The sequence below is a fragment of the Rubritalea profundi genome, from assembly GCF_002954445.1.
GTDB classification, from domain to species: Bacteria; Verrucomicrobiota; Verrucomicrobiia; order Verrucomicrobiales; family Akkermansiaceae; genus Rubritalea; species Rubritalea profundi.
Map to the genome: position 1 here is coordinate 2,328,403 of NZ_MQWA01000001.1, position 7,815 is coordinate 2,336,217.

A 7,815-nucleotide genomic window follows, 5' to 3' on the forward strand; every position below is an offset into this window, starting at 1 on the left:
GATATAGATTGATTCTTGAGTCCTACGCTTTGGAGTGTGACGGCGGTTTCTAACCGCCTCGTCCGTATTTGATAGTCTTGGGCTTGGCGGTTGGAAACCACCGCCACGAACCTCAGAGCTTGAACGTGCAAATATAGACACTTCATATTTTAAGAATCAGCAGAGTCTACACTTCATGCCTGCGACTGGCTGAAGGCCATTTTCATACCAGCCTAGGGTGAGTGACGCAGGAGCGTAACCCTAGGATAGGGAAGAAGGTGTCTTCTCTGGCTGAAGGCCAGACTCATGCTGAGATAAAGCTCATGGGTACATGAAGTCATCCCTTCAGCCAATCACCATTTTGACGCGAATGATCATTCTGAGTTAGGTAAGAGCTCAGTATTCCACGGCTTCCTCGGAGCGCTATTTTTCACCCCCCCCCAGAAAACAACATTCCGCTCTTTTGGAGCTCCGAGTGGTATTACTCGCGTTCATCTATTCAATGGGGAATCTGGATTTGTGGTTATTTTAAAAATAAATTAACTGATTTTAAGCGCTTTACTCAGATTTCAGTGGGTCGGTTAGATGTTAGGTTTAGAAAGTTTTTAAAATTTCGCTAATTACCCAACTTAGCCTAACAGCTCGATTTTTTTTATAGCGCAAGGGGGGAGGAATGTCTCGACCCGTACACCTGTATCAAACCCTTGATAAGCCTAGAATTTTCAAGGATTAGCGTCATATCAAGCCTTTATTCACATTTTCTTTAAATTCCAAAAAACACAACATATGGTATTGTTAATAATTTGTGAATACCACATGGTGCAAAATGACGTTGACCGATGAGGGTAACATAAGCCATATTCTCCATCGTGTCTGCAACAGCCACGAAAGTGTCCGACGCGGCTATCAGAGCCACGGTCATTCTCCAGTATCAACCTAGCCTTTTTCCTTTATCCTTACACCTTTTTTCTTCTAGCACATGTCCACCACCACAGTAACTCTCGGCGATCGCACTTTCGAAATCGATGAAGCAAAGGCGCAAGAAGCCTATGCCGCGAAGAAGGTCATCAATGGCCGCGACACCATGTTCTTCAATATTCTACCACTCAAATACCAGTGGGCGTATGAACTCTATAAGGAGATGAAGAACAACCACTGGGAGCCAGAAGATATTGCACTGCGTGGTGACGCTGCACAGTGGCCAAGCATTTCAGAAGACCAGCAGCAGGCAGTTCAGATGCTTCTTGGTTACCAAGCCACCTCCGGCGAAATCACTGGTGCTGAGGAAATCTACGCCATCCGTGACATCGTCACAGCACCTGAACTTAAGCTAGTTTTCGGCCGCTACGTTCACGAGCAAAATACCCAGCAAGACGTCCTCGTCCACATCTTTAGCTCGCTCTCTCTCGACCCTGTAGCCTGCACCAAGCACTTCGCTGAAGCTGCCAGTAAGGTTAAGGCGCTCACTGACAAGCACCTCGTCGAGCTCGACCGCAGCGCCGACATGACCCAGCTCGCCAACAAGCAAGCCTTCGCCAAGAACACCTTCCTCTTTAGCCAGTGCATGGAGGGCCTCCAGTTCTACAGCCTCTACGCCGTCGTTCTTGAGATGGGTCGCACCGGCAAACTCACCGGCACAGCCGAAATTCTCGCTAGCCTCTTGTGCGACGCTGGATTCCGCTGCGAACTCTTCCGCAAGCTCTTCTCTGAGCTCAACCGCGAGAACAATGACATCCGCACCGACGCCTTCGACGCCGAGCTCGTAGCCCTCATGGACGAAGCAGTCGCCCTTGAGAAATCCTTCATCCGCGACTACCTTTCTGGAGCTGCCAGCGCCGGACTCGAGAACGACACCCTCGACAGCTATATCGACCACGTCGCTGCCCGCCGACTAGCCGCCTGCGGCTTAGGCCCAGCAACAGATCCATCACCACTCCCATGGCTAGACGAAGTCTTCTTCCCAGCTGGTGCTAACCAAGCCAACGCAGCCGCCACCCAATCCCAAACCGAATTCCAAGACGACGACCTCTAGCGCAGCTAGAGGAGGAAAAAGGGTAAATTCCATATTCCTTAGCATCAACCTAAGCCCTTTATCCTTTATCCTTTTCAACTTTTTCCTTCTTCACGACCATGACCACTACATTATTAGGCGACGCCACCATCACCATCGACTCCGCAGCTGCTGAGAACATTCTCTCTAGCAAGCGCGTTATCAACGGCACCACTCCATCAGGCTTTGGACTCGCTCCGCTCAAATACGAGTGGGCATACGAGATCTACAAGAATATGCGTGCCAACCACTGGGAGCCAGAAGACATCCCGATGCAGAAGGACGTCGAGCAATGGCGCAGCGATGAAATCTCTGACGTCGAGCGGTGGATCATCAAGATGGGTATCGGCTACTTTTCTGCAGCAGAAGCATCGTCGGTGACAACATGATTCACGTCATCTGCGAGCTTATCAGCGCACCTGAGCTTAATCTCGTTTTCCGTCGCCACGGCCACGAAGAAAACATCCACGCCGACTCGCTCGTCTACATGGTTTCATCACTCGGCATCAACCCGCACGAGTGCGAGGCAATGCTCGAAGACATCCCAACCATCAAAGACAAGACCGACTTCGTAGTCTCCAACAGCCGGGGCCTCCGCCGCGACATGGACATGACCAAGATCGAGAACAAGCAGGCGCTCGGCCGCAATATGTTCATGTTTGGTCAGGTCATGGAAGGCACCCAGTTCTACGGCCTCTTCGGCATGATCCTCAGCCTTTACCGGCAGAATAAATTCCCAGGTATCGGCCAGATGTTCCGCTACACCCTGCGTGACGAGTCGAACCACATCGAACTCCTCCGCAACCTCCTGATGGATCTAGTCGACGAGAACCCAGAGATCTGGACAGAGGAATTCAAAGAAGACCTCCGCGCCACTATGGCCGAAGGCATCCGCCTCGAAAAAGCCTTCATCCGCGACTGTCTCCCAGTAGCTGCCGTCGGACTCAACCTCGTTGAATTCGAGCAATACATCGACTTCATCGCCGACCGCCGCCTCACAGCCTGCGGCCTGGCCCCACTAGTAGAAGGCGGAACCTCCAACCCATTCCCATGGCTCGCCGAGATGATGGACATCAAGAAAGAACAAAACTTCTTCGAAGGCCGAGTCACAGAATACCAAAAAGCCTCAGCTCTCGGAGAAATCGACGACGACGATCTTTAGCGGAGCTAAAGGAGACTTCCAGAGTTCAGTTTTCAGAGTTCAGACCAGGATAATGAAACAAACGCTCCCAAATCGCCAAAGAGTCTCCGAACCACAAGTTCCATCGACCAAGGTTCCATCAACCCCAGCAGTCTGAAAACTGAAAACTGAAAACTGAAACCTGAAAACTCCCAGTCTTTCAACGCCACTCCCAAATAACCAAAAAACCACCCACCACTTTTATCCCATGTATAGAAATATAACCCTAGAAGAAGACGTAGCGTTGAAAAACGTCGTCACCCGTCCACGCTCAGAAAAGCCTGACTTCGCTTGGCGCGATCAGTTGTCCACTCCCACCAAGAGCGTCCCCCAAGTCATCGTCGTTAACGGCTCCAAAGAATCTGAGCTGTCCCTCGAAGACGTAGCCGACACCATCGGTGGCGCACTCACTGACCTCCTTCTGGCACGTCAGTTGAAGGTAGACCTTATTTTCAACGATGAGAACCGCCACTTTGTATCCGGCGTGGCACACAATGTTGCCGAGTCACTCATCGAGCAAGTCATCGACGGTGGCCAGCTCAAGCTCACTCAGAACGACCTCTACCTTCTCATCGAGAAGGCACTCATCGAGAACGACGCGCACGACGTAGCGAAATCCCTCGTCTTCAACCGTTCACTTGCGGACAAAGGGTCCATCGAAGTCTCAGTAATCTCTAGCGAGCCATTCACCGTCCGCCTCATCCGCCGCAACGGCAACGTCGTTCCATGGTCCGAGACCAAGATCGAGAACGCAGTCCGCCAGGCATTCCTCACCATGAAGCTCGATGCCTCGCCGGCATCAGCAGTGGCTCACGCCGTCACCAACCGCGTTCGCACTGAGGAAAAAGCATTCATCCACATCGAAGACGTCCAGGACATCGTCCAGGAAGAACTGATGCGCGCTGGTCACTTCAAGATCGCCGCTCACTACGTCCTCTACCGCGCCGAGCGCACAGCATCCCGTACCGGCGACGATGCACTTCCAATCGAAGACCCACAACAGGACTCCATGGTTGTCGTCACCACAGCAGATGGCAATTCTATCTTCTGGGATGGCACCGAGCTCAAGAAGCGCATCCAGTTCGCCTCCATCGGCCTCGATCTTTGCCTCTCAGAAAGTGAGATCGAGCGCGAACTCCGCCGCTCCATCGGCACCGAGATCACAGCTGAAGGTCTCCAGACCACCATCACGCTCAACGCCAAGACTCTCATCGAGCAAGACGCAGACTTCTCCAAGTTCGCTGGCCGCATCCTCCTTTCCTACATTTATGAGGAAGTCCTCGACTGGAACATCCTCCGCGACGGAATTGAAGGCGTAAAGTCAGCCCACGCCAAAGCATTCAAGGCATACCTCAAGCACGGTGTCGCCATCAAGCGTCTCAGCCCAGAGCTCATCGACGGCCGCTACGACCTCGATAAAATCGCTGAAGCACTCGACCCGACTGCCGACCTCGACTTCGACTTCCTCGGTATTCAGACCCTCTACGATCGCTACCTTGTGATCGACAAGACGGGCGACAAGCAACGCCGCCTCGAAGTTCCACAATTCTTCTGGATGCGTGTTTCCATGGGCCTCTTCAAAGAAGACGGACCTGACAAGCAAGACTGGTGTGTGCGTCTCTACAACCTCTACAAAGGTCGTCGATTCTGCTCATCCACTCCCACACTCTTCAACTCCGGCACACTCCACAGCCAGCTTTCCTCCTGCTACCTTTACAAGGTCGACGACTCCATCGAGTCCATCATGCAGCGTGGTATCGCAGACAATGCTTACCTCTCCAAATGGGCTGGCGGCCTCGGTGGTTCATGGACTGCTGTCCGCGGCACCGGTGGTTACATCCAGGGCACCAATGGTGAGTCCCAGGGCGTTATCCCATTCCTCAAGCTCCACAACGACCAGCTCGTTGCAGTCAACCAGGGCGGCAAGCGTCGCGGATCTGGTTGCGCCTACCTTGAGACATGGCACAACGACATGGAAGACTTCCTAGAGCTTCGCAAGAACACCGGTGACGAGCGTCGCCGCTGTCACGACATGAACACAGCGAACTGGATTCCTGACCTCTTCATGAAGCGCATGGAAGCCCGCCAAGACTGGACACTGTTCCGTTCCAACGAGACACCAGACCTTCACGACCTTTACGGCAAAGCATTCGAGCGTCGTTACGCCGAGTACGAAGTAATGGCAGCAGAAGGCAAGATCTGGTCACAGAAGCAGCCAGCTATCGAAATGTGGAAGAAGATGCTCAAAATGATCTTCGAAACTGGCCACCCATGGATCACATTCAAAGACCCGTGCAACGTCCGCTCACCGCAGGACCACGCTGGTGTCATCCACTCGTCCAACCTTTGCACAGAGATCACTCTCAACACATCCGAAGACGAAACTGCAGTGTGTAACCTCGGCTCAGTAGTGCTCGACAACCACATCCGCGAAGACGGATCGCTCGACCACGACATGCTCAAGGAGACCATCACCGTCGGCATCCGTGCCCTCGACAACGTCATCGACATCAACTTCTACCCGACTCCGTCAGCCAAGACAGCAAACTCCCGCCACCGTCCTATCGGAATGGGTGTCATGGGTCTTCAAAATGCACTCTACAAGAAGAACCTAGCATTCGCATCTGATGCCGCTATCGAGTTCAACGACGAGTTCATGGAAGCCATCGCTTACTACGCCTACAGCGCATCTTCAGATGTTGCAGCAGAGCGCGGCAGCTACTCATCCTACAAAGGCTCCAAGTGGGACCGCGGTCTCCTTCCACAGGACACTGTCGATCTCCTCGAAGACGAACGTGGCGTGAAAGTTGACGTCCCTCGTGGCAACAAGATGGACTGGACCCCCGTGCGCGAAAAGATTGCCAAGCACGGCATGCGTAACTCCAACGTCCTCGCTATCGCACCGACAGCCACCATCTCCAACATCATGGGAACCACCCCGTGTATCGAGCCGAACTACAAGAACCTCTTCGTCAAGTCCAACCTCTCAGGAGACTTCCTCGTGCTCAACCGCCAGCTCGTCAGAGACCTCAAGAAAGAAGGCCTCTGGAACCGCGAAATGCTCGACCAGCTCAAGTACTTTGATGGTGAGCTCGATGAGATCAACGAGATCCCAGATGCTATCAAGCAGAAGCACCGCACAGTCTTCGGCGTCCCATACCAGGCCGTCATCGATGCCGCAGCGCGCCGTCAGAAGTGGATCGACCAATCCCAATCGGTCAACCTCTTCATCGCCGTACCTGACATCAAGACACTCTCCCACATGTACCGCCGAGCCTGGTCCACTGGTCTCAAGACCACCTACTACCTCCGCTCACAAGGTGCATCAGGAATCGAGAAGTCCACCATCGACACCAAGAAAGCAACCCGCGGCGTAGCAGCCGGCGCAGCAACCACAGCCGCACCAAAGAAGCAATACTCCCCAGCTGAGGTTCAAGCCTGCTCCCTCGAAGCCATGATGAATGGTGAAGAGTGCGAAGCGTGTCAGTAAGCTCAATTATATTTAGCCCTCTGTGGGTAAACTACAGAGGGTGTTTCTATCTAAGCTGTTCCAACATCGCGTATGGGATGGTGCCGAGTACGTACGTTATTGAATATTGTGGAGTACAAATGGGGAGATCACTTTATGAAGTGATCGTGTTTTAGTCGTAAATTATATGGATAAACTTTGGGTTCTGTTCGAGAGGTGGCATGAGAAAAGTACTGGCTGGCTTATAAGCTTATTGGTTTTTGGAATATTTTTAATTCCTCAGGTCAAGAATGGTTGGGCTGACCTTGGATGGATGAATTTAGTGATTGATATTGCCGTGTCTTTTACAGTTTATGCTATTTGGTGGTGTAGTACGCGAGTGAAGAAGCACCCTAAAAACGTAGTAGGGATTGATTTGGTTTTAGTGTGTGACACTAGAGAGCAAGAAAAACGTGTACGTGCTGACTTTGTAGAAACTCTCAAAGAAGTTTTAAGTAATGGGGAGGTGCCGTTTAGCTTTATTATGCATTCAAAATCTAAAGCTGGTGACATTGGAGATCTTAAGGGGGCCTCTAGGTTTATGGACATCTCAGGTGGAAGATTCCTTATAAAAGCAAAAGCGAAATTACGTAAGATTGATGATGAGGAAAGGAATGTTGTGGAGATGGTCTGCACGGTTAGCCACTCTAAAGTTCAAAGTCGAGTTAAAGAATTTCTAGCGGAAGAAATTGCTAACTCTATGAGGAAAGATGATATTATTTCTCATAATAATGACATATATCAATTTAGAAATGCAGCTGAGCGTGTTGATGTGTCAACGAGGTATATATTAGCGTTGGCATCTCTAGTGTCTGGTGATTATGGTTTTTCAAGAAGTCTGTGTATTGATTTAAAAAATAGACTGAGTGGTCGAAATATTTCAGATCCAGAGTTGATTCATATTAAGGATTCGTTGCCAAAGTTTATTTGTGAATCTTATAAGTTTGAAACTCATTGCTTGTACAAGCGATATTATGAGAATGGGGAAGAATCAGTTTTGAAAGGCTTAAATGTAGCTGTAGAAGAAGCTTTAAAATTTGTAAATGGGGCCAGGCCTTCTATCAAGGAAACGACTTGAATAGCTATGGTTGATTGTAT

3 protein-coding genes and 1 pseudogene are annotated in these 7,815 nt (G+C 51.0%); all 4 read left to right on the forward strand.

Annotated features, from left to right (window positions below; translation table 11 throughout):
- The first annotated feature begins 958 nt into the window (after positions 1 to 958).
- The 4 genes and pseudogenes from BSZ32_RS10125 (at position 959) to BSZ32_RS10140 (ending at position 7,795) form a co-directional block, all read left to right on the forward strand.
- Positions 959 to 2,011 (forward strand): ribonucleotide-diphosphate reductase subunit beta, encoded by a 1,053-nt coding sequence (locus tag BSZ32_RS10125; RefSeq protein ID WP_105043302.1) that lies wholly within the window; start codon positions 959 to 961, stop codon positions 2,009 to 2,011.
- Positions 2,012 to 2,265: 254 nt separating this feature from the next.
- Positions 2,266 to 3,191, forward strand: a pseudogene (locus BSZ32_RS10130) (ribonucleotide-diphosphate reductase subunit beta).
- A 226-nt stretch (positions 3,192 to 3,417) separates the two neighbouring features.
- A complete protein-coding gene (locus BSZ32_RS10135; protein ID WP_105043303.1) occupies positions 3,418 to 6,699 on the forward strand; it encodes a ribonucleoside-diphosphate reductase subunit alpha in 3,282 nt (1,093 codons plus the stop codon).
- A gap of 166 nt (positions 6,700 to 6,865) precedes the next feature.
- Positions 6,866 to 7,795 (forward strand): hypothetical protein, encoded by a 930-nt coding sequence (locus BSZ32_RS10140; protein ID WP_105043304.1) that lies wholly within the window; start codon positions 6,866 to 6,868, stop codon positions 7,793 to 7,795.
- The last annotated feature ends 20 nt before the right edge of the window (positions 7,796 to 7,815 follow it).